Source organism: Pseudomonas sp. QD4, from assembly GCF_049199125.1.
Taxonomy (GTDB): Bacteria; Pseudomonadota; Gammaproteobacteria; order Pseudomonadales; family Pseudomonadaceae; genus Aquipseudomonas.
Genome location: NZ_JBLZOM010000007.1, coordinates 122,538 through 145,085, shown reverse-complemented (window position 1 = coordinate 145,085; position 22,548 = coordinate 122,538). Strand labels below are relative to the sequence as shown.

At 56.4% G+C, this 22,548-nt stretch carries 23 protein-coding genes and 2 pseudogenes; 16 read left to right on the top strand and 9 right to left on the bottom strand.

All coding sequences use genetic code 11. The features are described 5' to 3' along the window. Window positions 1–112: 112 nt before the first annotated feature. Both ACOZJV_RS29650 and ACOZJV_RS29645 read right to left on the bottom strand, forming a co-directional pair. Window positions 113–718, bottom strand: a complete 606-nt coding sequence (locus ACOZJV_RS29650; protein WP_421549106.1) for a hypothetical protein — start codon at window positions 716–718, stop codon at window positions 113–115. An 80-nt stretch (window positions 719–798) separates the two neighbouring features. After that, on the bottom strand, window positions 799–1,068 hold the full coding sequence (locus ACOZJV_RS29645) for a hypothetical protein (protein WP_421549105.1): 270 nt from the start codon (window positions 1,066–1,068) through the stop codon (window positions 799–801). Between the two features lie 162 nt (window positions 1,069–1,230). Between ACOZJV_RS29645 and ACOZJV_RS29640 the strand changes: the two genes are divergently transcribed. The 10 genes from ACOZJV_RS29640 (at window position 1,231) to ACOZJV_RS29595 (ending at window position 10,783) form a co-directional block, all read left to right on the top strand. Continuing rightward, window positions 1,231–1,848, top strand: coding sequence for a hypothetical protein (locus ACOZJV_RS29640; protein WP_421549104.1), 618 nt, complete (start codon window positions 1,231–1,233; stop codon window positions 1,846–1,848). A 190-nt stretch (window positions 1,849–2,038) separates the two neighbouring features. After that, window positions 2,039–2,308, top strand: a complete 270-nt coding sequence (locus ACOZJV_RS29635) for a hypothetical protein (protein WP_421549103.1) — start codon at window positions 2,039–2,041, stop codon at window positions 2,306–2,308. Window positions 2,309–2,316: 8 nt separating this feature from the next. Continuing rightward, a complete protein-coding gene (locus ACOZJV_RS29630) occupies window positions 2,317–2,739 on the top strand; it encodes a hypothetical protein (protein WP_421549102.1) in 423 nt (140 codons plus the stop codon). Window positions 2,740–2,794: 55 nt separating this feature from the next. Further along, window positions 2,795–3,388 (top strand): tail assembly protein, encoded by a 594-nt coding sequence (locus ACOZJV_RS29625; RefSeq protein WP_421549101.1) that lies wholly within the window; start codon window positions 2,795–2,797, stop codon window positions 3,386–3,388. A gap of 59 nt (window positions 3,389–3,447) precedes the next feature. Next, entirely contained in the window at window positions 3,448–7,017 is a 3,570-nt protein-coding gene (locus tag ACOZJV_RS29620) for a host specificity protein J (RefSeq protein ID WP_421549100.1), read from the top strand. Window positions 7,018–7,339: 322 nt separating this feature from the next. Further along, window positions 7,340–7,996: a hypothetical protein gene (locus ACOZJV_RS29615; protein WP_421549099.1), complete on the top strand. Its 657-nt coding sequence runs from the start codon at window positions 7,340–7,342 to the stop codon at window positions 7,994–7,996. A 9-nt stretch (window positions 7,997–8,005) separates the two neighbouring features. Beyond that, window positions 8,006–9,190: a hypothetical protein gene (locus ACOZJV_RS29610; RefSeq protein WP_421549098.1), complete on the top strand. Its 1,185-nt coding sequence runs from the start codon at window positions 8,006–8,008 to the stop codon at window positions 9,188–9,190. Continuing rightward, window positions 9,187–9,582: a hypothetical protein gene (locus ACOZJV_RS29605; RefSeq protein WP_421549097.1), complete on the top strand. Its 396-nt coding sequence runs from the start codon at window positions 9,187–9,189 to the stop codon at window positions 9,580–9,582. The genes ACOZJV_RS29610 and ACOZJV_RS29605 overlap by 4 nt, the downstream gene beginning before the upstream one ends. A 50-nt stretch (window positions 9,583–9,632) precedes the next feature. Further along, window positions 9,633–10,238, top strand: a complete 606-nt coding sequence (locus ACOZJV_RS29600) for a glycoside hydrolase family 19 protein (RefSeq protein WP_421549096.1) — start codon at window positions 9,633–9,635, stop codon at window positions 10,236–10,238. Between the two features lie 50 nt (window positions 10,239–10,288). After that, the gene (locus tag ACOZJV_RS29595) at window positions 10,289–10,783 is read left to right on the top strand and encodes a lysis protein (protein WP_421549199.1); all 495 of its coding nucleotides are present in this window, start codon (window positions 10,289–10,291) and stop codon (window positions 10,781–10,783) included. A gap of 94 nt (window positions 10,784–10,877) precedes the next feature. On the opposite strand, the gene ACOZJV_RS29590 is transcribed toward ACOZJV_RS29595, so the two are convergent. After that, entirely contained in the window at window positions 10,878–11,192 is a 315-nt protein-coding gene (locus ACOZJV_RS29590; RefSeq protein ID WP_421549095.1) for a carboxymuconolactone decarboxylase family protein, read from the bottom strand. A 116-nt stretch (window positions 11,193–11,308) separates the two neighbouring features. On the opposite strand from ACOZJV_RS29590, the pseudogene ACOZJV_RS29585 reads away from it, so the two are divergent. Next, a pseudogene (locus ACOZJV_RS29585) lies at window positions 11,309–11,404 on the top strand (lysis protein); the annotation flags it as partial. 202 nt (window positions 11,405–11,606) lie between these two features. On the opposite strand, the gene ACOZJV_RS29580 reads toward ACOZJV_RS29585, so the two are convergent. Further along, entirely contained in the window at window positions 11,607–12,044 is a 438-nt protein-coding gene (locus tag ACOZJV_RS29580; protein WP_421549094.1) for a GNAT family N-acetyltransferase, read from the bottom strand. A gap of 503 nt (window positions 12,045–12,547) precedes the next feature. On the opposite strand from ACOZJV_RS29580, the gene ACOZJV_RS29575 reads away from it, so the two are divergent. The 3 genes from ACOZJV_RS29575 to ACOZJV_RS29565 are packed head-to-tail and all read left to right on the top strand — an operon-like array spanning window position 12,548 to window position 17,799. Further along, complete coding sequence (locus tag ACOZJV_RS29575; protein WP_421549093.1) at window positions 12,548–16,489, top strand: response regulator; 3,942 nt, start codon at window positions 12,548–12,550, stop codon at window positions 16,487–16,489. Then, window positions 16,482–17,597 (top strand): HD-GYP domain-containing protein, encoded by a 1,116-nt coding sequence (locus ACOZJV_RS29570; RefSeq protein WP_421549092.1) that lies wholly within the window; start codon window positions 16,482–16,484, stop codon window positions 17,595–17,597. The genes ACOZJV_RS29575 and ACOZJV_RS29570 overlap by 8 nt, the downstream gene beginning before the upstream one ends. Next, entirely contained in the window at window positions 17,590–17,799 is a 210-nt protein-coding gene (locus ACOZJV_RS29565; RefSeq protein ID WP_421549091.1) for a hypothetical protein, read from the top strand. Before ACOZJV_RS29570 ends, ACOZJV_RS29565 begins: the two co-directional genes overlap by 8 nt. 122 nt (window positions 17,800–17,921) lie before the next feature. Here ACOZJV_RS29565 and ACOZJV_RS29560 read toward each other — a convergent pair whose 3' ends face one another. Next, entirely contained in the window at window positions 17,922–19,295 is a 1,374-nt protein-coding gene (locus tag ACOZJV_RS29560) for a transposase (RefSeq protein WP_421549090.1), read from the bottom strand. Window positions 19,296–19,395: 100 nt separating this feature from the next. Further along, window positions 19,396–20,103, bottom strand: a complete 708-nt coding sequence (locus ACOZJV_RS29555) for a hypothetical protein (protein WP_230139448.1) — start codon at window positions 20,101–20,103, stop codon at window positions 19,396–19,398. 647 nt (window positions 20,104–20,750) lie between these two features. Here ACOZJV_RS29555 and ACOZJV_RS29550 point away from each other — a divergent pair. Both ACOZJV_RS29550 and ACOZJV_RS29545 read left to right on the top strand, forming a co-directional pair. Further along, the gene (locus ACOZJV_RS29550) at window positions 20,751–21,203 is read left to right on the top strand and encodes a hypothetical protein (RefSeq protein ID WP_421549089.1); all 453 of its coding nucleotides are present in this window, start codon (window positions 20,751–20,753) and stop codon (window positions 21,201–21,203) included. A gap of 194 nt (window positions 21,204–21,397) precedes the next feature. Further along, window positions 21,398–21,568 (top strand): annotated as a pseudogene (locus ACOZJV_RS29545) (DUF2514 family protein); the annotation flags it as partial. 10 nt (window positions 21,569–21,578) lie between these two features. On the opposite strand, the gene ACOZJV_RS29540 reads toward ACOZJV_RS29545, so the two are convergent. The 3 genes from ACOZJV_RS29540 to ACOZJV_RS29530 all read right to left on the bottom strand — a co-directional run bounded on the left by ACOZJV_RS29540 (window position 21,579) and on the right by ACOZJV_RS29530 (window position 22,458). After that, complete coding sequence (locus ACOZJV_RS29540; protein WP_421549088.1) at window positions 21,579–21,839, bottom strand: hypothetical protein; 261 nt, start codon at window positions 21,837–21,839, stop codon at window positions 21,579–21,581. Continuing rightward, on the bottom strand, window positions 21,836–22,078 hold the full coding sequence (locus ACOZJV_RS29535) for a hypothetical protein (RefSeq protein WP_153050176.1): 243 nt from the start codon (window positions 22,076–22,078) through the stop codon (window positions 21,836–21,838). The genes ACOZJV_RS29540 and ACOZJV_RS29535 overlap by 4 nt, the downstream gene beginning before the upstream one ends. Before the next feature lie 167 nt (window positions 22,079–22,245). Beyond that, window positions 22,246–22,458, bottom strand: a complete 213-nt coding sequence (locus ACOZJV_RS29530; protein ID WP_421549087.1) for a hypothetical protein — start codon at window positions 22,456–22,458, stop codon at window positions 22,246–22,248. Window positions 22,459–22,548: the final 90 nt, after the last annotated feature.

Below are 22,548 nucleotides of genomic sequence, written 5' to 3'. Positions count from 1 at the left end.
CATTTGCGTTGCGTAATAGTCACCGAAGCGATGAAGGATGCGGCTATGGAGTACGTCTATAGCTTGTACGACCAAAATATAACGACCTTCATGCTGGACGACATTTACAGGATCATGTCAGCTCTTCATCCGGCAGATCTGGTACGCAAAGCAGAGCTTCCCTCACCCGTGCATGCGTGTCATCAAACGATTCAAGCGCCTTGTCCTTCACAAAACTAGGAACGTCAGGAGCTGATAGTGTTGCAATTGTCATCATCAGAGTGTTGACGTGAAGCAGGCCAAGCGAAATTGATTTGAGCGCTTGAATGGTGAATAGCTGTGTCCCGGTAGCGTTTCCGTGGTTCATGCTCAAGAAGTTGGTGGCTGTTGCAGACTCTTCACCTTCCGGTGATAAGCCCCAATGCCAGTGAGCAACGACGTTTCGAGCGCTTGAGAGCTTTCGGTAGTCAGCAACACATGAATCAATACGCGAAAGGAGGGCTGGGTAAATCAGTGATTCGTTCGACCTACGAAACGCAATGAGCAAATCAAGCAACGCCCCGGCTTTGAGCTTCAAGGATCGAGTAATTACAACGGACTGACTTTCTTTCAATCCGGAAATCGCTGCGAAAAGACCGTATAGCCCTTGATCGCATAAGGCATGGTTTATCACAACCTGACCAATTTCCTGCTTCATTGCATCGCTAGGGCCAGCGAGATAGCCGTACTGTTCACTCACATCGACCTCCAGGTCATAAACGCGCCGATATTGGCGCAACCCCAGTCCTTGGGCTTACAGGCGAAGGACTGGGACGAATCCTATTCCTCGCCAGCCTCGCTTGAGTCGATATAAAGCTTGCGGGAATCTTCTTCGAATCGGACTTTACGGCCCTCGTCCTCCAGCCTTTCGGTCAAAACCTCCACAAACTCTACGTCCGAAGTGCCAATTCTGACGATGGTATTGAGCGATCCGGACTTGGCATCGTCCGCGATTTCCATTTTTACGCCCATGAAAAGGTCTCTGAACTGTTCATTCTTCTTGCCTTGCTCTGCGCGTGCGCGAGTGTCTTCCGCATCATCATCGAACATCTTTTTGTCCTTAAAGCCATTTGAGGTTACGCCGCCCGAAAATAGCAGCCATCAAAAAGCTACTACGCCTGAATGAAATCCCGCTACTGGCATTCCATCCACGCTGGATGGGTGCACAGGGTCTGATATGCTGACGCCTATAATTTGTGACGGAGTCGTAACGTGACTAGGTTTAGCAACGATGAGCTTAGGGAACGCTTCATTGCAGCGATGGGAGAGGATCTAGGCATTTGCTTCTGGCACCTCAACCAAAAAGTGCTGAACCTTCATATTGTGTGGCAGCAATACACGCAGTTATATGGCGATAGCGAAGACACTGTGAGTGTGCTGAATCGTCGCGCTGGATTCTTTTTCCGAGTTGTGCAGGGCGAGTTATGGGATAGCGTTTTATTGGGGATATCCAGGCTTACAGATGCGGCCGAAACACGAGGAAAAGTGGTTGGGAAAAACCTCTCCGTGCGAGCGCTCCCAGGACTTGTTTCGGATGTAACCTTGAGTACTCGATTGCTTGAGTTGAGTGAGGCTGCATTCCAGGCTGCTGAGTTCGCCCGAAAGCATCGAAATAAGCGTATCGCTCACCAGGACAGGGACTATCTCAATAGCGATACACATCCACTTGAGCGAATCAGTAGGCAACGAATCGACGCAATGCTCCAAGCGCTACGCGATGTTTTGAATGCTGTGAATCTTCACTTCTTCGAGTGCACTACTTTTTACGAAGACGTATCAGCGCCTGGTGGTGCCGCATGGCTCGTCGAGCAACTTCGTGAAATCCGTTAGCTATTACCAGCGGGCAATGATCGACAGAAGTCAGTATGTGGAGCTTTTTTGCTTCAAACCGTCGTTGTTGCCATCCCGCTAAACCAAAGAGGGACCGATATGGATGTGGCGCTGAAATTTATCCCGGATAGGTTGACACATGGGCAGGCTTGATCAGTTAAACGAACTGCTATGCGAGCATGATTGTGTTATGTCGATCAACATCAAATTCGACGATTTCAAATACGATTTGGTTTTGGTGCTTTCTGCCAATGCGTCAGATTTGGATGCGGTGACACTAATTTTTCATGATGTCAGCGCTCTTGATTTGAGCGGGTTTGGAGGTGGACTGACCCAGTTCATGCATCTTGAGGCGTCTCGTGTAGATGATGGCCTCGACAGAATCCGCTATGAAATTAGAGATCAGGGTGGCGAGAGGATATCGTTTAAGTTTTTCACTTTCAGCGGGTCAAATATTTAGGGGTGATCATGCGGATTTTGATAGCGGCGGCAGCGGTGGCGATGCTGGCGGGGTGTGCCTCGTCTGCGATTTCAGTGAGGGATGCGAAGCCGGTGCCTTCGGATGAGGTCTATGCCTTCCAGACAAAGCCGGCCGGTGAAAGCGGGAAGGTCACGGTTGTGCGTGACTCCGGCGCTGTTGGTTCAGGCTGCGATATCGTCGTCTATGTAGACGGGCGCAAGGCTGCGAAAATTGGCACCGGTCAGCGGGCGACCTTTTATCTTCCGCCAGGCTCACCAAGCCTCGGAGCCGGCCTTGCCGGATCAGGTCTGTGCGCAGGCGCTGCAATTCGCACCATCGCAGCCATGGTGCAGCCCGGCAAAGAAAGCCTATACCGCATCAGCGGCGACATGGCCGGCTTTTACATTGGTCCCTACGTCGACTACAACTAAAAAACGAAAATCATAAAGCCGCCTCCGGGCGGCTTTTTCATGCTCGGAGAAAATGATGCAGGCTTCAGCGATCAACTACCAACCGATGACAACGATTCGCCTGTATGGGCAACTCCGCCAGTTCGGGAAAACCTTCAGGCTTGCGGTGAAGTCACCGGCCGAGGCCATCAAGGCGCTTTGCGTCCAGATCCCTGGCTTCGAGCGCTTCCTGTCGAACGCCAAGTCGCGAGGGCTTGAATTCGCAGTTTTTCGCGATAAGCCCAACATCTTCGAGAAGGAACTGACCTACAGCGGTGCCGGTGATATTCGCATTGCGCCAGTGGTGGTGGGCAGCAAGCGGGGGGGAGTCCTTCAAACGATCGTCGGCGCGATCCTTATCGTCGTCGGTGTCATTTTTTCAGCCACGCCGTTCGGCACTCCGCTCATTGGCGCCGGTATTGGCCTTGTCGCCGGCGGCGTTATCCAAATGCTGAGTCCACAAGCCTCAGGCCTCAAAACCAGCGCCGCGCCCGAGAACACGCCGGGCTACGCTTTTGGCAGCGCCAAGAACACCACGGCGTCCGGTAACCCAGTTTCGCTCTGCGCAGGCCGCCGCCGGTGGGGTGGCGCAATCATCAGTGCAGCCATCTACGCCGAAGACCAGATGTAGTCGCAACGCTTAACACCGCAGCCGCCCATGAGGCGGTTTTTTATTGCCTGGAGAAAAGTATGGGCGCAGCAGAGAAGATCGAGATCCACGGCGCCAAAGGCGGTTCAGATAAACCCAAAACACCTACCGAGGCGCCGGACAGCCTTCGCTCTGTTGCCATCGCCAAAATGCTGATCGCTGTGGGTGAGGGGGATTTTGAAGGCATCCCCACAGGCCGCGACATCCTTCTCGACAACACGCCACTGCAAGACCCTCAGGGGAATATGAATTTCCCGAACGTGAAGTGGGAGTGGCGCACCGGTGCCGTTGATCAGCCCTACATTCAGGGCATCCCTTCGGTAGAGAACGAGACTACGATCAGCACCGAATTGCGTAGTGGCACGCCGTGGGTTCGGGCGATCTCAAATATCCAGCTTTCGGCTGTGCGCGTGCGTTTCGCATGGCCGGCTCTGCAGTCCGTTGATTCTGGCGGCAACATCAACGGTTATTCGATCGGCTACAAGGTCGAGTTGGCCACAGACGGCGGCGCTTACCAGGAAGTGCTGAACGAGGCTGTATCTGGCAAGACCACCAGTCTCTATGAGCGCACCCGTCGTATCAATTTGCCGCGAGCCACGACTGGTTGGCTGCTGCGGATCACTCGTCTGACCCCAAATCAGAACAACAACAAAATCTCCGACACCATGCAGATCGCTGGTTTCACGGAGGTAATCGACGCCAAGATCCGGTACCCGAACACTGCACTGCTTTACATTGAGTTTTCAGCCGAGCAGTTCCGCAGCATCCCTGCGGTAACCGTCGAGTGCGATGGCCGGAAGTGGCAGGTACCGACTAACTACGATCCTCGGACTCGCACCTATTCGGGTATTTGGGACGGCACCTTTAAAGAGGCGTGGACCGACAACCCGGTCTGGCACACCTACGGCATCACCACGAACGACCGCTTCGGCCTGGGCCGGCGCATCAAGCCTTGGATGGTGGACAAGTGGGAGCTGTACCGGATCTCGCAGTACTGCGACCAACTGGTGCCGGACGGGAAGGGGGGCCAGGAGCCGCGCTTCATCTGCAACCTGAACCTGCAGAGCAAGGCTGATGCCTGGTCACTGCTGCGTGACATCTCGGCGATCTACCGGGGCATGACCTACTGGGCACAGGGCCAGGTCTTCACCCTGTCGGATATGCCGCGCGCCACTGACTTCGACTTCGCCTACACGCGGGCAAACGTCATTGATGGCAAGTTCACGTATTCGAGCGCTTCGGAGCGCACACGCTATAGCCGGGCGCTAATTAGCTACGACAACCCAGCAAACAATTACGACACGGACGTCACAGCTGTGACCGATCCGAAGCTTCAGCGCCGCTACGGCGACAACCCACTTGAGGTCAGCGCAATAGGGTGCACGCGCGAGTCTGAGGCGCAGCGCCGCGGTAAGTGGGCATTGCTCACGAACTCCAAGGACAGGGCTGTTACGTTCAAAGTCGGTCTGGACGGACGTATCCCGCTGCCTGGCTACGTGATTCCGATCGCTGACGAATTGCTTGCGGGTCGGCCGGTGGGCGGGCGCATCTCGGCGGTGAACGGCAAGGTCATCACGCTGGACCGTGATACCCAGGCCAAGCCCGGCGATCGTCTGATCCTTAACCTGCCAGATGGTAAGTGTGAGGGGCGTACCGTTGAGCTTGTGAGCGGCCGGCAGGTCACCGTCACGGTGGCTTACTCCGTGGCGCCCGAGCCGGAGTTGGTGTGGGCGCTGGATGCTGATGACCTGGCCATCCCGCTTTATCGAGTAGTGAGTGTTGCTCGGCCAGAGCCTGGCGTTTTCGAAATCTCGGCAGTTCAGTACGACCCGAGCAAGTTCGATCACATCGACACCGGCGCGCGCTTGGAGGAGCGGCCAATCAGCGTTGTACCGACCACCGTGGTGCCGGCGCCGTCGAGTGTCGACATCACGTCGAACTACTCGGTGGACCAGGGCCTAGCGGTCAATACCATGAACGTCTCCTGGCCTGCTGTGACCGGTGCAGTCGCGTATGACGTGGAGTGGCGCAAGGACAACGGAAACTGGATCAAGCTGCAGCGGACTGGATCGACCAGCGTAGACGTCACTGGCATTTACTCGGGCGCTTACCTGACCCGGGTCCGCTCGGTGAGCGCCTTCGAGATATCCTCGATCTGGAAGAGCTCCAACCTGACCAACCTGGAAGGCAAGACGGGCCTGCCGCCGGCGGTGGCGTTCCTGTCCACCACCAGCGAACTGTTCGGCATCGGCATTCGGTGGGGCTTCCCGCCCGGTGCCGAGGACACCCAGCGTACTGAGCTGTGGTACGGCCAGGCCAATGATCTGTCGGCGGCCACCAAGCTGGCCGACTTGGCGCACCCGCAAAGCAACTACAGCATGCAGGCGCTTTCTGCTGGTGCTCAGTTCTTCTTCTGGGCGCGCCTGGTGGACCGCACCGGCAATGTGGGTCCTTTCTATCCCGTCGGCAATGGCGTGATGGGGATGGCCAGCGCCGACGCGGCGCCGGTGCTTGAGTTGATCGCCGGGCAGATCGGCCGCACTGAGCTGGGCGACGACATCAACGATGAGCTCGACAAGATCCCAGGCTTGCAGGCGCAGATCGATGCGCTCGACGGGCTGTCGGCCTATGACCCCGATTCGGTCTACCTCGAGGGTGACCTGGTGGTGGTCGGCAAGCGGATCTATCAGGCCACCAAGCTGGTGCCGGTCGATACCTCGCCGCCGAACATCGACTACTGGGTGGACGTTGGCCAGGTGCTGGTCACGGCCAATGGCCTGGCGCGCCAGGTGGAGACCAACACCACCAGCATCACTGAGCTGGATGGTGTGGTCACCGCCCAGGCGTCGAGCCTCCAGGCTCTGCAGGCGTCCTATCGGGACGACAACGGGGAGGGCGATCTTGCCGATGCGCTCCAGGGCTACAACGCTTCGGCGAGTTTCGCGCAGGAAGTGAAGACGCGCGCCTCGCAGAACGAGGCCTTGGTGCAGCGGCAGACCGAGCTTACAGCTGAGGTGGGCGATGTCAGTGGTTCGGTGAGTGAGCTCGAAAGCGTGGTGGTTACGGATCGCGAGGCGACTTCTCAGGCAATTCAGCAGGTCAGGGCAGAAATTGGAGAGACTTCGGCGGCCGTGCAGGTCGTGAGCGAGGCCCAGGCCGATACCGACGGCAAGTTCAAAACGATGTACTCGGTGAAGATGCAGGTTAACGCCGACGGCCAGTTGGTGGCGGCTGGTTTTGGTCTGGGTATCGAGCAGGACGAAGAGGGAGTGCTTCGAAGCCAGTTCCTGGTGAGTGCTGACCGTTTCGCGATTGTCAGCACGCTGGCAGGCGGGCAGGTGTTCACGCCGTTCACGGTGGATAACGGGCAGGTCTTCATGCGCTCGGCGTTCATCCAGGACGGCAGCATCACCATGCTCAAGATCGGCCAGGCCCTGCAATCGGACAATTACGTCGCCGGCGTGCAGGGATGGCGCCTTGATAAAGCCGGCAACCTGGAGTTCAACGGACCTGCACCTGGTGGTGGACGCCTGACCATGACCAACCGTGCAGTCAAGGTCTACGACGAAAACGGAGTGAAGCGCGTACAGCTTGGAGATCTGACGGCATGAGTTTCGGTATGAGGATATGGGGCGCCACAGGCGCCCTTGAGTTGGATGAGAGCTCCTTTACCGTCGGGATAGTTTATTCCGCAGTAATCTCTGGTTCCGGCAGAAGTGTATTTATATCAATTCCCGGAATCACACCATCTACACATTCCGCTGTTTGTGTTCCTGTAACGGATTACAGAACGGATGGCCAAAGCATTGCGGCGATTCAATTCACTCCGGTTGTCTCATCCGGCGGGGTCACTGTTTATTTTGGCTGCCCAGCAACCTCAACCGGACCTGTAGGGATTACCCCACAAAGGCTCCTAGTTATGAGGTACAGGTAATGTCTTATGGACTGACATTTGTAAATAACAGCAATGTTGTGGTTTTGGACTCTGAGTTTTCTAGGCTCGTCGTTGTCGCTCGTGGAACCTGGAGTGGTAACGGTTCTGGTGTTGGGGTTTCCTTCCCTGCTGTAGTGACAACCGCAGAACCGCCCTTGGTTTTCGTTAGGCCAAATCAGTCAAACATGTTCTGTTTTTGCAAGATATCGGGATCTCCTGGTGCTTGGACAGGATTCTCGTTTGTTGGTATTTCAGGGCAGGGAACATCGGGCTCATGGTTTTCTGCTGCCTTCAAGTCTAACGAGACGGCAAAATTTGGCATGAGGCTTTGGGATGGTGCATCAAAATTACTATTTGATAATGGTACGCCGGCAGCCCAGTTTACAAGGACAATCGTGGGCTGGACCTACCTTGGCGCCGAACAAACAAGCCAAGGAGTGTACAGGTTAAGTTGGACCGCTTATTCGCCACTTAGCACGGGCGACTATATGTTGCTTAATAATATTGCGATGGATGTTGCAGGCAGTACTTCCAGGCAAGGGAATATGTACGCTCTTTGGCAGTATGAAAGCGACAGGTTGGTAATTCAGGCTGTAGGCGTTGATTTGCAGAGAACTCTATACACCCCGGTAGTATTTGCAAAACCTATTTCCTAGGGGAAAGAAATGACATGGTATAAAACGGGTACGGTTTCCGTTACCCAAAGTTCCAATGCGGTTATTGGTACGGGCACCTCTTTCATTGCAAACTCGCGTGTGGGTGATGCGTTCCGCGGGCCTGATGGTGAGTGGTACGAAGTTACCAACATCGCGAGCGACATCGCTCTATCCATCGCGCCGAGTTATCAGGGCGAGCCTGTTTCAGGCGGGATCTACTCGCTTGCACCGATGCAGGGGTACGTCAAAGACTCGGCCGATGCTCTGCGCGCTGCGACCGGTGTGATTGCCAGCGGCGTGGCGGACATGCAAGAGCAAGTCACGGCTGCAACCGAAGCTGCCGCGACTGCGGTTCAGGCTGAAGCCGTGGCTGTGGCCAAGGCGGATATCGCAACTGCTGCCGCTGACCTGTCGACCCAGAATAAGGAGTCGACCTCGCAGGATGCGACGTCAGCCGGCCAAGCGGCTCTGCGGGCTGAGGCGGCAAGGGATGCCGTTGTTGGCTCTGAGGAAGCAGCTGCGGCGTCGGCTAAGGCTGCCGCGGAGTCTGCGGAAGAAGCCGAAATGGTCACCCGGGGTAAGGCGGCCAGCGGCGCGAACAGCGATATCACTTCGCTCTCCGGGCTCACCACGCCGCTGAGCATGGCGCAGGGCGGTACGGGCTCGAAAACGGGCGTTCCGACCATGGTCGGGGCTACGGCTTCGACTGCAGGCGTTAAGGGCCTGGTGCCGGGTTCGGCGGCCGGGGACCAGGTAAAATTTCTGCGCGCTGATGGGACGTGGGGCGCCCTCACAGATCAGGCAGATTTACAGACAGCCTTGGCGGTCAAGGCTGACACTGCGAACCTGGTGTTTTCCAAGAAGTGGACGAGTTCACCATTCAATCCTACCTTCGGATCCATGAATGTGCTGACCCACAACTTCGGGATAGAACCTAAGTCTGCCAAACTTACTTTTACGTTTACGACCGCATACGCCGGATGGGCTGTAGGGGATAGGGTATTGCTACAGCAGAACGGGGATTACTACGGAGTTGCACAGAAGGGTTTTGGGTCACAACTCGCCAGACCCACCACAACTCAGCTAACCCTTGTCGTGGCCGAAGGTGGGTTGATTGTGCTATCTACTGCGGGTCAGCCGCTAAGTATTCCGGCAGGTAATTACGGCAGCCTTATTGTGGAGCTATATGCATGATTACCGAAATATCGACTGAAGAACAATCGATCTATGAAACTGTTGGTGGCACACGCCGCTACTACGTGTCAGAGGCAGGGGTTTATTTGGGGTCGACCGACGACGCTCCCCTTAGCGAGTTTGAAGTGCCGGATGGCCCCGGACGAGCTGACCAGCCTTGGCAGTTTCCTGGATGGGGCAATAGCCCATCGGCGCTCAGGGATATCGAAAACGAATGGCGCGAAGCTGAGATGCCCCACGCCCGCGAAAACGTGACCGCTATCGAATTTGGCGACGACTCAATCCCCGGCACATCGGCTCAGTGGAAAGCCTACTGGCTCGCACTGCGAGCTTGGACCGAAGGCGCCGAGGGTTACCCGGACGCAACCCACCGGCCACTCAAGCCAACCTAATACACCGCCACCCGCCATCGAGCGGGTTTATTTTTGCCTGAGGAAACACCATGCCCATCACCCAGCAGCAGTTGCTGCAGATCCTCCCCCAAGCCCGCCAAGTCGCGGGCTTTTTTGTGCCCGCGCTGAATGCAGCGATGACACGTTTCAAGATCAACTCCCCGGTGCGCATGGCGGCCTTCATCGCCCAGGTCGGGCATGAGTCCGGCCAGTTGACCCGAATGGTCGAGAACCTCAACTACAGCGCCGATCGGCTCCAGGCCGTCTGGCCGAATCGCTTTGATGCCGCCCTGGCCGCGCAGGTGGCACGCAAGCCGGAGCAGATCGCGAATATCGCGTACGGCGGCCGGATGGGTAACGCGTTGCCTGGTGACGGCTGGAAGTATCGAGGCCGGGGCCTGATCCAGTTGACCGGCGCGAACAACTACCGCGCCGCCGGCGCCGCCCTGGGCCTGGACCTGGTAAATCGCCCTGAACTGGTGGAGCAGCCCGAGACTGCCGCCCTGGTCGCCGGGTGGTTCTGGCAGTCGAACGGCCTCAATGAACTGGCCGACTCCGGGCAGTTCGCCAAGATCACCCGAACCATCAACGGCGGCCTGACTGGCCAGGCGGACCGCGTCGCGCTGCGCGACCTGGCCGCGAAGGTGCTGGCGTGAGTGGCGCAATCTGGCGCCTGTGCGGCGTGGCTCTCGTCGTCCTGTTGCTGATGGCCGGGAGCGGGTGGGCCGCCTGGGAGTGGCAGGCCAACAGCTACGAGCGCCAGTTGGCCACCCAGGCCGAGGTGCATCAGCGTGAGCGTGAGCAGGCGGCGGTGGCGGTGATCGAGTGGCAAGACCGCCAGCAGGTTGAACGCCGAGCGCTGGAAGACCGCCTGCAGGCGAATGACAAAACCCATTACCAGGAGTTGACCAATGCTCAAAAAAGCCAAGCTCGGCTGCGTGACAGGCTTGCTACTGCTGACCTGCGGCTGTCAGTCCTTGTCGAAGCCACCACCCCGAGTAGTTGCGATGGGCTGCCAGCCGGCCCCGGCACCGGCAGCTTGGTTCATGGAACCGCGCGCGGTGAACTTGACCCAGCGGCTGCTCAACGAATTGTCGCCATCGCCGGCGACGGTGACCAAGGATTGATCGCGCTGGCAGCTTGTCAGGCCTACGTCAAAGAAGTTGACTCGTGTGCTGACTGCTATCGGCCGAGCCTGTAAAAGTGCACAACTATTTTGAAACCCTTGTTTCTAAATTGAACCTACCAACGCTTGGTAGTGTTTCTGCACGGCTTTGGTTGACCAATTGCAAGGCTTATTGAGCTTTTTCATCATATGCCTCAAGAGCAGGAGACAGCGCGGCAATAACCGTCGAACCAACGGCTGGAAGTCCAATCAAGACGGCGCTAAGAACCTCTTGCCTTGAGGCCCCATGCGACCTTGCTGAATGCACATGAAAGGGCACGCCAGATATGTTTCCCGTGGCAGCAAGCACCGCAATATATGCCAGCTCTTCGGTTTTTTTATCCAAAGCACTAGCCTCATCAAGAGCCTTTACAGCTTGCATCCATGCGTCTGCATGGGCGGGTGCGTCCTGGATAAACGTTGTGAATGCTTTAGAGATACTCATTATCTACTCTCTTGGTTCATTGGCTCTCGGACCGTTATTTCAAGATATACCAAGTACGCACTTCTCTCAAAAGATCTTAATGAAGCATGTTTCACTACTAGTAGTTCATGGAGTGCGCCAGACTTGCCCCAACGCATGCTCAACGAATTGTCGCCATCGCCGGTGACGGTGATCAAGGACTGATCGCTTTGCGGGCGTGTCAGGCGTACATCCTTAGCCCGAGCACAATCGGCGTATGGGTAGAGCAAGGTGATGGGTTGCCTTCGACCGATACCTTCCATTTGCGACGGCAGCAGTCGGCCAATTGCTGCCGCTCGCAGAAAGACAGTATCCGACCCATAGCGGACTCTGACCAGCATTTGGTTAAGGGGGTAGCACGTCCCATTGAGCGAAGTGAACGATTTGAACCAGTTGTTATGTAAGTTTTACTAGCCGTTTCTTTAAATGATACAGATTAGTCCCGATTGGGCGATCCTCAAGAACACCATAAATCTCATACCCATGCCGCTCATAGAACTTTTTAGCATCAACGGTTTTTAAGAATGCAACTACCGCCCCATTGTTGGCACCAATCGCTTCTGCTTTTTCCAAAAGCATAGATCCTACTTTTTTACCGCGATGAGATTCCTTAACCCAAAAGGTGTCAATTTCTAAGCCATCCCAGTAACAATTACAGCTTATTGCACCGATGTAGTCGCCTGCTTCATCGTGTGCAACCACCATAAATATTTTATCTTCCGATTCTGGCGGAAGATTTGGATATTGAGTTCGAAGATATTCTGAAAACCTATTATTCAGAACTCCTTTATCCTTTTCTGTTGGAGAACCCAATATATCAATCTTGATTTCCACTTTATTACTCCTTAAATTAAACTTTGAGGCGCCGAACGGATTTTGGCATAACATTCCATGTTCATGCTTAATGCCTTGAGCAATCAAAAAATCGAGATTGCAAACGCGACATCAAGAAGGGGAAAAGCGACACATTACTTTGCACATTACTGACGTATTAGCTGCGTGTCCATGGTCTGCTTCTGGCCGAAAGCAGCCTGACGCGAAGGGCTACAACCGGCCAGAAGCGAACGTTCGCAAGTGGCCGCTAACGGCCAAAAGCGGTCACTCGCGACCGACTGTTTTCGACCCATAGCGGACATCGGCGAAACTTAGGTGTACGAGTACTGAGTAAGCGTCCGGAAACTCACTTTCCGAACGGTAAGCACCAGTGGAAATTCGCTAGCTGGCCCAGTTTTTGTTGCTGGCGCTTGCTGTAGCGTATGCCTACACTCCAAAAGCCTATCTTACCAGTGCAGGACGGCGGACAAGCTCTTCAAGGGCGTTCACAAGGATATGTCGAGTTGGATCGTGAGCAATTACCTACCAGCAGGTGCATTTTGAAAACAAAGCCGCGCTGGGGAGCGTTGCTTGCGCTGGGAGGCTTGTTGGTGCTGAGTATGCCCTGCGTGGAAGCACGTACGCTGTCCCAAATTCGGGAAAGTGGCGTCCTGCGCGTATGCGTGGCTGGCTCAAGCGCTTCCTTCTACCGGACCAATGCGGAGGCGTTCGCGCAATCACTTGGTTTACGCCCACAGGTAACGGAACTGCCGAGTTTCGATGCGCAGTTTCACGACGATCGGGGCGAGACTGTACGCGAGGCAAGCTACGACCCGAAGCTACTCGCCGACGGCAGCTGTGATCTTTATCCAAATGACTTGCAGATCGTCCCTTGGCGCGAAACGAAGATGTTGCTTGTGCCCTACTACAGGGTGCGCAACCTGGTCATCGCCCATCGCTCCAACCAGTCCCTGGGCAACGAGGTGTCTGATTTGCTCGGTCTGACGGCGGCAGTGCAGAAGGGCACGGGCTACGAGCAGTGGATCGATGAAGCCAACCGCGGACCTCTCTCCAGTCAGCCGGTCAGAATAGTCTATGCGCCAACCGAACAGGCGGTGAAACTGGTCGCCGATGCGAAGGTGGATTTCACGGTGTTGGGTAGCGAAAGCGCGCTCCGCTGGGCCCGTGAAGATCCCGAACGTCTCTCCATTGCGTTTCCGGTCAGCGAAGCGACCAGCGTTGGGTGGGGTGTTGCGCGCAACGCCCCGGATCTCGCGCGAGCGCTGGAGCGGTTCTTCCAGTCCAGCAATCGCATTGATTCGCCGCTCGATGCGAGCTGGCGGCGGTACTATCGCGTATCGCTCATGGAATACCGGCTGTTCGAGGAGTCCTTCAACGAGGACGGCCTCGATATCAAAACCGTAATGAGCTGGGCGATTCCGAGTTTGGTCGCGGTCCTGCTGTTGCTCGGCGCCATGCTGGCCTGGAACCGACGCCTCAACCGCGAAGTGGACGAGCGCAAGCGCGTTGCCGCAGAGCTAGCCGAGCGCGAGGCTTTCACCCGCGCGCTCATGGATACCAGCCCCGCCAGCCTGGTGCTGGCAGATCGAAACGGGGTCGTCAGGGAAGTAAGCCAACGCTTTTCACAGGCGACCGGTTATGTCAACGAGGACCTGCTCGGGCGCAACGCCACGAGCCTGTATGTCGACCCTGAGGAGCGCGAACGCTTCCTCGAACTGCTGACACGAAACGGCAAGGTCGAAAACTTCGAGACCCGCCTGCTGCACAAAAATGGATCAATTCTCTGGGTTCTGGTCGGTGCATCATTCGTGACAATCCACGGTGAGACTCTGGTCGCCAGCTGGGTGCGCGATGTCACGGACCATCATGCGGCAGCAGTGGCGCTTAGCGAAGAACGCGCGCGGCTGCAGGCAATCCTCGATACGAGTCCAATCAACATAGCCTTTTCTACCCAGGGCGTGATCCGCTTCGCCAACCCCCGCTTTTGTGAAACGTTCGGCGTAGGCGTCGGTGACGCTGCTTCGCAGATTTACTCGAATGGGCACGATCGCGAAGCCATCGTCGAACGCCTCACGGACGACGGCATCGCAAAGGACCAGGAAGTACCGATGCGTGACCGGCAGGGGCGCGAACGCACCATACTTGTCACCTACCTGCCAATCCAGATCCAGGGGGAGCAGGGGCTGCTCCACTGGCTGCAGGACATCACCGAGCGCAAGGCAGCAGAGCACGTGCAGCAGCGGGCGAAGGAGATTGCTGAAGAGGCGACGCGGGCAAAAAGCGACTTCCTTGCAAACATGAGTCACGAAATCCGCACGCCCATGAATGCGATCATCGGCATGTCCTACCTTGCGCTGAAGACTTCGCTGGACCAGCGGCAGCGCGATTATGTCTCGAAGATCCACAACGCGGGCACTTCGCTGCTTGGCATCATCAACGACATCCTCGACTTCTCCAAGATCGAGGCCGGCAAGCTCAGCGTCGAGGCAGTGCCGTTTGAGATCGATGCGGTGCTCGACAACGTGTCCTCGCTGATTGCGCAAAAGGCCTACGACAAGGGCATTGAGCTGCTGTTCGACCGGGCGTCGGACGTTCCCGAGACGCTGCTTGGAGATCCGCTGCGCCTGGGCCAGGTCATCCTGAACCTGGTAGGCAATGCAGTGAAATTCACCGAGCATGGGCAGGTGACGGTCGTGGTTCGCAACCTGGGCCGCACCGGCGACAAGGTTCAACTGCAGGTTCGTGTACGCGATACCGGTATCGGCATGACTCCCGAGCAAGCCGGGCGACTCTTTGAGGCCTTTGCTCAAGCCGATAGCTCCACCACGCGACAATTCGGCGGTACCGGCCTGGGCCTTGCCATCTCGAAGCGCATCGTCGAGCTGATGAGCGGAACGATCGCGGTAGACTCCGAACCGGGCACCGGCAGCACGTTCTCTTTCAGCGTCTGGCTTGGTCTTGACCAGCACATGCGTACGCAGCGCCAGATTGTCCCTGCGGAGCTCGCCGGAGCGCGCGTCCTGGTCGTTGATGACAATGCCGACGCGCGCCAGATCCTTTCCGACATGCTTCGCGTAGCGGGACTTTCGCCGGTCGCGGTGGCGTCAGGCGAGGCTGCTCTGGAGAGCCTTCGCGGTGCTGCGGCCGACGACCCGTTCCGGGTGCTACTGGTGGATTGGCAGATGCCAGAGATGGATGGCATCGAGACGACGCGCCGGGCGCTTGGCCTGCAGCCTGCACTGTACGCCGTCATGGTCAGTGCATTTGGGCATGACGAAATGCACGCCGCTGCGCAAGCGGCCGGCATACGCGCGTTCCTGGTCAAGCCGGTCAACCAGTCCTCGCTGGTAGAGGTACTGGTCAACTTATTCGCGCCGCAAACGGGCGTTGTGGCGGCAACCGTACCCATTGCGCAGGCGCGGGTGCTCGCTGGAGTGCGCCTGCTCGTCGCGGAGGACAACGAAATCAACCAACAGATTGCCAGGGAGCTTCTCGAGGCTGCCGGTGCCCTGGTGGAAGTTGCCGGCAACGGCTGCGAGGCGCTGTCGATGTTGGCTGCAGCACAATACGACGCGGTGCTGATGGACGTACAGATGCCGCAGATGGATGGTCTTGAGACGACCCGGCGTATTCGCGTCGAGCCTCACTGCGCACAGATCCCGGTGATTGCTATGACCGCACATGCCAGGGTCGAGGACCGGGAGCGCTGCATCGAGGCGGGCATGGTCGACCATGTGACCAAGCCCGTGGATCCGCAAGCACTCATCGCGACTGTTCTGCGCTGGGTCGTACCTCGGTCGGTTGCAGTGGAGCCGTCCAGCGCCGTATCGGGCGAGGAGCGCCTACCGGACATTCCAGGGCTAGATAGCGCCGACGGACTGAGGCGAGTGGCAGGCAATCGCCAGCTATACATCAAGCTGCTGGGTCAATTTGCCGACCGCAGGGCTTTGGAAGGGCAAGTGCTGGGGAACGCGCTGCGCGCGGGTGATCGGGCGACGGCCGAGCGAATGGCCCATACCGTGAAAGGTGTTGCAGGCAACCTCGGTTTCAGCGGCCTGCAAGTCATGGCCGGTAAGCTGGAAACCGCAATCAGGGAGCACGCTGAGTCGGACGTATTGGTGAATGAATTGATCGAAGCGCTCTCGCTGGCTGTGCATGCGATCCGCCAAGCGCTGGGTAGCGATCAGGCAGCACCGGCAATGGTATCGAGCGTCGACTGGGCACAGCATGCCATAGCGCTCATGCACCTGCTGGAGGCCAATGACGGAGCAGCGCCGGATTATATTGAGCAGTATACGGATTCGTTGCGCGGAGCACTTGGCCAGGACAGTTTCGAGCAGTTGCTGAATGAGGTGAACAACTTTGACTTCGAGGCCGCACGGCTAACACTCAAACGTGCATCGACGGCCCGCGATACCCCGTGTTGGAGGGAGCATCATGAGTGAAACGCTAAACTACTCACTTAGCCCGATCATCCTCATTGTCGATGATACGCCGGAGAACATCACGCTGATCAATGGCTTGCTGAAGGACACCTACCGTACGCGGGTGGCCATCAGCGGTGAACGCGCGCTGAAGGCAGCGGTGCAGGAGCCTCGCCCGGATCTGATTCTGCTCGACATCATGATGCCTGATCTGTCGGGGTATGAGGTGGCAGAGCAGCTCAAGCGCGATCCGCGCACCGCTGATATCCCGATCATCTTCATCACCGCCATGGCGACAATGGAAGACGAGATCCTGGGTTTGCAGATGGGCGCCGCGGACTACATCACCAAGCCGATCAACCCACCCATCGTGCTGGCAAGGGTGGAAACCCAATTGAAGATCAAGGCGGCCGCCGACTTTTTGCGTGATCAGAAGGCTTACCTTGAGCAGGAAGTCCAGCGCCGCACCGCCGAGGTCATCGCCATCCAGGATGTGACCATTCAGGCCATGACCTCGCTGGCCGAAACCCGCGACAATGAGACGGGTAACCACATTCGACGAACTCAGCACTACGTCAGACTACTGGCCGAGATGCTTCGCGAACATCCGAGGTTCCAGCATTTTCTCAATGACGAGAGCATCCTCCTGCTGTTCAAGTCGGCTCCGCTGCATGACATCGGCAAGATCGGCATACCCGATGACATACTGCTCAAGCCGGGACGCCTCACGCCGGAAGAGTTCGAGACGATGAAGACACATACGGTACTGGGGCGCGATGCCATCCGGCATGCCGAAGAGCAGTTGGGCACCTCGGTGGCATTTCTGCGCCTTGCCAAGGAGATCGCCTACAGCCACCATGAGAAGTGGGATGGTACCGGTTATCCCGACGGGCTGAGGGCCGATGACATCCCCATCAGCGCCAGGCTCATGGCGGTGGCGGATGTCTATGATGCGCTGATTAGCCGACGCGTATACAAGAAGAGCATGTCACACGATCAGGCGCTAGAGATAATCCGCCAGGGACGTGCTACGCATTTCGATCCAGAAATCTGCGAGGTTTTCCTGGCCAACCATGAGCAATTCCAGGCTATCGCGGTGCGTTTTGCTGATAGTGGTCAGGATGGCTAAACAGCGCATCGCCGTGAAATCAATGCCCAGGGCTTTTGGTGATATTTTTGAGGCTTTGAAATGCCCCGCAGAGGCAATGCCCACTCCATCGATCATTTGGTATCACATCTGCTTGAACGTCCGTTATGGGTCGAAAACGGACAAGGCGAGCGGCTGCTTCCGGCCGATTCTGTTGAAAAAGTCGGATTTTCAGCTCGCCTGAACTCAGGCACGACCACCACCGGAGAACCTACTCACCACATTGAGTGGTTTTTCGGCCCTTCGTTGAGCTTTGCAGCTCGGTTAGTGGGTTAGTTTGAGGTTTTTTGCTTCGTGCAGGCGCACCTATCCCGTAGCAGGTGGCCCTTGAGAGGTAAATTTGGCCAGACGTCGCAGGTTCTGCACCGCGGCGGCCAGCGTGAACTCATCGGACGCGCCACTCATGCCACGTAGTCGCAAGCGATCCAGTTTCAGGATGCGCTTGAGGTGGGCAAACAACATTTCGACCTTCTTACGTTCGTGGCGAGAGCGCTGATACGCCGGCGTCGCCGCGATGCGTCGAGCCACATCACGAGCGGCTTCATGGACGCTGCGGACGATCTTGCGAATCGGAGTGTTCGGGCAGCACTTGGCTTTCATCGGACATGTCGCGCAGTCGGTCTGCCGGGATCGGAAGATGATGGTGTTGGCTTTGGTGACGTGCGAACGCTCGTTCTTGAAGGCTCGCCATTCGCTGCGCAATACGTTGCCGGCCGGGCAGCAGTATTCCTCAGCCTCTTCATTCCAGTGGAAATCGTTACTCGAAAAGCTGTCGTTCTTGCGCTTAGTTTTGTCCCACACCGGCACATGCGGTTCGATGTCTTTGTCCTCCACCATCCAGGCCAGCATCGGCGCTGTGCCGTAAGCGGTGTCGCCAATGAGGCGCTCTGGCTTGATGTCGAACTGCGCTTCGACCCGATCGATCATCGTCTTGGTGCTCTCGACTTCTGCGGTGCGATGAGCCGGTGTGGGTTCCACATCCATGATCACGCCGTGCTCGGTATCGATCAGATAATTCGTGGAGTAAGCGTAGAAAGCTGGGCCGCCTGGAGCCGCGGTCCAGCGAGCTTGAGGATCCGTCAGCGACAGGCGCTTCGGTAGCGTTTCGGCCAAAGCCTCTTCATCGAGGCCTTCAAGGTACTCACGCACGGCGCGGGTGCTCAGGGCCGGATCGCTCCAGTTGATCGGTTCATCACCCGGTACGCCGCGCTGTCGACTCGCATCCGCTTTGATGATGCTGGCGTCCACGGCAAAGCCTTCGCCTTTAACCAGGCCTGCGTCCATGCAGCGACGCAGCACTTCATTGAACAACCAGCGAAACAGATCACTGTCCCGAAAACGGCCGTGTCGGTTCTTGGAAAAGGTCGAGTGATTGGGTACTTCATCTTCAAGGCTTAACCGGCAGAACCAGCGATACGCCAGGTTCAAATGGGCCTCTTCGCACAACCGCCGCTCGGAACGAATGCCGTAGCAATAGCCCACGATCAGCAGGCGGATCATCAGCTCAGGATCAATCGACGGACGCCCAATCGGGCTATAGAAATCGGCGAGGTAATGGCGCAGGTCGTTCAGATCGAGACACTGATCAATGCTGCGCAAAAGGTGATTGGCTGGGATGTGATCTTCAAGGTTGAACGAGTAAAACAGTCGCTCCTGCCCACTCGATAACTGTCCCATCATGCTGCGTGCTTCCCTGCTGGCCAATGCAGAGATTTTGCCGCAGGCCAGACAGGGGAGCTACTCTTTCAACAGAATCGGCTAAAAGTAGTCACTCATTTTCTCACTGCGCAAACGACTTACTGATTGCCACCTTAAGCATAGGTTTTGCTGCCTCACGCAATAGCTGACCATGAGCGCCGACAACATGTTCAAAATCAAGCGCCAGCAATCTCTCGAAGTCAGGGGCCAGGCTCCCACCCTGCGGAGTAACCCGTTTCAACCATGGCCCACCAATCAGTAATGTCAGCTCAAAACCCATCAGCCGCAGAATGCATCGGGTCAGGAAAGTCGTGTAACTCCAGTCGGCCCAATATTGAATGCTGTCAGTGGTGATCAGTAATTTCAGATCCTCCAGAAGCAGGCAGGCTTCCGGGAACCTCGCCGCCTCGTACACAAAAAACTGCGCATTGGGCACCGGTGGAATTGCTGCGCTGCTGATTACATGACTTGCTATGGGGAGCTTATAAGTATCCGGTGGTGATTGGCTCCAGAATTCTGCCTGATATCGATCCACGTAAAATCGATCATCCAGACCATGGAAATCCCCAAGGCGCATGACATGGCTAACGGAGCCCAAGCGTTCCAGCGTAATGAGTGCTTCATCGTTCAGGCGCACAGGATTGATGAGGGTCAGCTCGTCCCCATTTTTGACGATGACCATGTTCCTGTTCATGCGCATTCCGGGGCCGATCCTGATGCTGCCATGTACTAGATAAACGTTTTCGAAAATGGGGGTGATCGGGTCGTGAGGGAAGGCGGTTGGGTACACTGTCTATTCCTTGTGAAGTTCATTCCATCCACTCCCTTGCGTGCAAAAATCAACACAAGAGTGGGAACGCTAACCTTACCTTGGGACGGTCCGAGCATCCATAACAAGACATGGCCCGACAACGCTCGCCGACCGTTCTCTGTTTGACGTCGTTGTTTTCCTGTCTCGAAAGGCGCCTTCACCGATCAGTCTTCTGGCAATTTGAGAAAACCGACTTTTTCAACAGAATCGGCCAAAAGCAGACGTTCACGAATGGCTGTCAATGGCCATTTCCGGTCAGTTGTGACAGGTATCGGTACATCCCTTCTTCTCAATGCCACATTTTTTACATGTCATGTCGCAGATAATTGATTACCTGCGACAGACTCACGCGACATCGAAATGCCTTTGCCATCAGGCCCGAATGAGTCGTCGTATAACTCAGGAGTAAGGCGACAGCTAAGGCTTGGCTCGACGTGTAGGTCGGGCCAAAAGCAAACGGTGGACAGTCCACTAATGCATCAGTAATGATGCCCCCATCACTGCCGCGCTTACACAATCAACTTTTAGGGTAATCAAGAGGTTATGTGTGGCGACGGAAAGTTATACAACGTGCACTCAGCGAGTCTGCGACAGAGACGTCGCCTAATGAATATTCAGGAGTAATTATGAAACTTACCGCCGCACTTACAATTTTGTTATTTTCATTAGCAGGATGCGCTACAACTGGGAGCCAATCGCCACAGCAAGCCGCACAATCTGCGGCAATTTTATTTGAGCAACAAAAATTCAATTTAGTTTGGGTTCCCGCGGCGAATAACGGCATTTCCGGGGCTATGGCATCCGCGTTTATCGGAAGTGCAGGTTTAGACTCCCCAATTGTATCAAGCATCCACCAAATAATTGCTCCTGCAAGCAAAGTTGATGTTCGTGTCGCCATCTCAGGAACTGATAGTTCTTTTGCAGCCAACTCAGCCATTGCTGCCTTAAGTAATACATCAAACATGCTCCCTAAGTTGCAACTTGCATTTATCGGCTCGAAATCAGACGCACAGGCAGTGCGCTCGGCAGTTGAAGCTAAAGGCGGTAAATTCTTGAACTCCACACCAAATGGCTCCTAACTAGCGGTTGCTGCCTGTCCTGATAGACGTCTGTCGGCCAGAAGCGGACTTTCGAATCAGTCCATGAATTTAAGAGCAATTCACCTTTTAATGCCGCGTGGTGCTTTATCTAGCTTTATTAATAAAGCCCTGCAGACGTTGTTATTCGGAGTTGTTGGTTTTTTTCCTTAATGCCAGAGCACAACCGGCGTGTCGCTGGTGAGGCAGCTTCCCGCGCCGTCCTGGTGCTTGCCGACGTGTTCAAGCGCGCTGATGAAAGAGCGGGAGACCTGGCGGCTGATGCTGATCAAAGCCGGAGCAGGGGAGTGACGTGCGAGCAGGCTTATGACGGAGTAGTGAAGGCCGCACACGGCGCGCCTTTATAGACTTGGGCCATTACGGCGCCGCCAACAGCTGCTGTCGCTGTAGGCCGGCGGCTTCCAAGGCGATGTGGAGGTTTTCCAGATCCTGGGGGTTGAGGGCGCTGAGCAATTCTAGGGCTTCGCAAAAGCCCACGCCGCGCGCGGTGGCGATCAGCACTGCCTGCGGGCTGTCGGCGCGCTGTATGTCGCCCAGCAACTGCAGGGCCTTCGCTAGTATGGCGGGGCTCAGAGCTAAGTGGCCTAGGATACTGTTGTAGGGGGCACGGTCGCTCATGGGGTATTGACCTTCAGACGCCGAATCGCCTGGGCGCTGGCCTGCTGCCGCGCCTGCTCCAAGGCCTCGAAGTTTTCGTTGTCGATCACCTGGGCTACCAATAAGGCGCTGATCCAACCGCCAGTGCGCCCTAGTCTGAATGCTAAGGCATCCGGACTTGTGACCTGGTTGAACGCATGCAGTTCTTCAGCCCAAGCATCTTGTAGCTCAGGGGTTGGTAGAGGTGATTGATCAAGCATGGGCATAAGGATCCTTTCGAGCGAGGGAGAGCTGTGCGTAAAGGCAGCCTAAGTGGGACTGGCCTGCTCGTCTAGGGATGTTGGTTTCGACGGCTCAAAAAAAGGCCCCCGCACCTGGGCAAGGTGTGGGGGCCTGTTTTACATAATGGGCGATATTCGAAGCGCAATTACACCCGGCCGGCCTTTTCGATCAGCTTGATCAGCGTGGCCTTTTTGGTATCCGACTTTTCATAACGAGCAAGCTCACTCAAATACGCCTGCGCTACATCACCACCAGCCTCGGCTAGCGCTGCATAGATCGCACTGCGTTCATGGCCGGTCGTCGCGCGCTCGGCGCACACAATCAAATTTTCCACATCTACGTTGCCTTCATTTGCCATGTTGACTCCTCGTATTGCGGGACGGCCGCTCCATGATGGCCCGACCGGGATTCCTTTCTCACGGCTTCAAATACCCTGCAAAGGGTGGGG

Bases quoted from the DNA above. Each gene is read 5' to 3' on its own strand.
- ACOZJV_RS29645 (WP_421549105.1), bottom strand. From the start codon at position 1,068: ATGTTCGATGATGATGCGGAAGACACTCGCGCACGCGCAGAGCAAGGC.
- ACOZJV_RS29635 (WP_421549103.1), top strand. From the start codon at position 2,039: ATGTCGATCAACATCAAATTCGACGATTTCAAATACGATTTGGTTTTG.
- ACOZJV_RS29630 (WP_421549102.1), top strand. From the start codon at position 2,317: ATGCGGATTTTGATAGCGGCGGCAGCGGTGGCGATGCTGGCGGGGTGT.
- ACOZJV_RS29625 (WP_421549101.1), top strand. From the start codon at position 2,795: ATGCAGGCTTCAGCGATCAACTACCAACCGATGACAACGATTCGCCTG.
- ACOZJV_RS29620 (WP_421549100.1), top strand. From the start codon at position 3,448: ATGGGCGCAGCAGAGAAGATCGAGATCCACGGCGCCAAAGGCGGTTCA.
- ACOZJV_RS29615 (WP_421549099.1), top strand. From the start codon at position 7,340: ATGTCTTATGGACTGACATTTGTAAATAACAGCAATGTTGTGGTTTTG.
- ACOZJV_RS29610 (WP_421549098.1), top strand. From the start codon at position 8,006: ATGACATGGTATAAAACGGGTACGGTTTCCGTTACCCAAAGTTCCAAT.
- ACOZJV_RS29605 (WP_421549097.1), top strand. From the start codon at position 9,187: ATGATTACCGAAATATCGACTGAAGAACAATCGATCTATGAAACTGTT.
- ACOZJV_RS29600 (WP_421549096.1), top strand. From the start codon at position 9,633: ATGCCCATCACCCAGCAGCAGTTGCTGCAGATCCTCCCCCAAGCCCGC.
- ACOZJV_RS29595 (WP_421549199.1), top strand. From the start codon at position 10,289: ATGGCCGGGAGCGGGTGGGCCGCCTGGGAGTGGCAGGCCAACAGCTAC.
- ACOZJV_RS29590 (WP_421549095.1), bottom strand. From the start codon at position 11,192: ATGAGTATCTCTAAAGCATTCACAACGTTTATCCAGGACGCACCCGCC.
- ACOZJV_RS29570 (WP_421549092.1), top strand. From the start codon at position 16,482: ATGAGTGAAACGCTAAACTACTCACTTAGCCCGATCATCCTCATTGTC.
- ACOZJV_RS29565 (WP_421549091.1), top strand. From the start codon at position 17,590: ATGGCTAAACAGCGCATCGCCGTGAAATCAATGCCCAGGGCTTTTGGT.
- ACOZJV_RS29560 (WP_421549090.1), bottom strand. From the start codon at position 19,295: ATGATGGGACAGTTATCGAGTGGGCAGGAGCGACTGTTTTACTCGTTC.
- ACOZJV_RS29550 (WP_421549089.1), top strand. From the start codon at position 20,751: ATGAAACTTACCGCCGCACTTACAATTTTGTTATTTTCATTAGCAGGA.
- ACOZJV_RS29540 (WP_421549088.1), bottom strand. From the start codon at position 21,839: ATGAGCGACCGTGCCCCCTACAACAGTATCCTAGGCCACTTAGCTCTG.
- ACOZJV_RS29535 (WP_153050176.1), bottom strand. From the start codon at position 22,078: ATGCTTGATCAATCACCTCTACCAACCCCTGAGCTACAAGATGCTTGG.
- ACOZJV_RS29530 (WP_421549087.1), bottom strand. From the start codon at position 22,458: ATGGCAAATGAAGGCAACGTAGATGTGGAAAATTTGATTGTGTGCGCC.